Annotated in this window: 1 protein-coding gene; it reads left to right on the top strand. The window is 60.2% G+C overall.

Annotated elements, in window-relative coordinates; all coding sequences use genetic code 11:
• Positions 1-279, top strand: a 279-nt coding sequence (locus HFD99_RS25165; protein WP_167441091.1) for an AMP-binding protein, incomplete at both ends; no start/stop codon positions are given.

The following is a 279-nucleotide window of genomic DNA, read 5'->3' as shown; positions in this document are numbered from 1 at the left end:
AAGGACGACCGGATTGATCCGTCTCGTCTGCACCATTGGATTGAGCAGGAGCGGGTCACCATCTTCGAATCGACGCCGGCGCTGATCGTGCCGTTCCTGGAGTACGTGCACGAGCAGCGGCTGGATATGAGCGGGTTGGAGCTGTTGATCACGAGCTCGGACAGCTGCAGCGTGGCGGATTACCGGACCTTGCAGGAGCGCTTCGGCTCGTTGTTCCGGATCATCAACGCATACGGCGTGACGGAAGCGGCGATCGACTCCAGTTTCTACGACGAGGAG

This window comes from Paenibacillus sp. EKM301P, assembly GCF_011800295.1.
Lineage (GTDB): Bacteria > Bacillota > Bacilli > Paenibacillales > Paenibacillaceae > Paenibacillus > Paenibacillus polymyxa.
The sequence above is the reverse complement of the archived record's forward strand: the minus strand, read 5'-3'. Positions and strand labels throughout refer to the sequence as shown.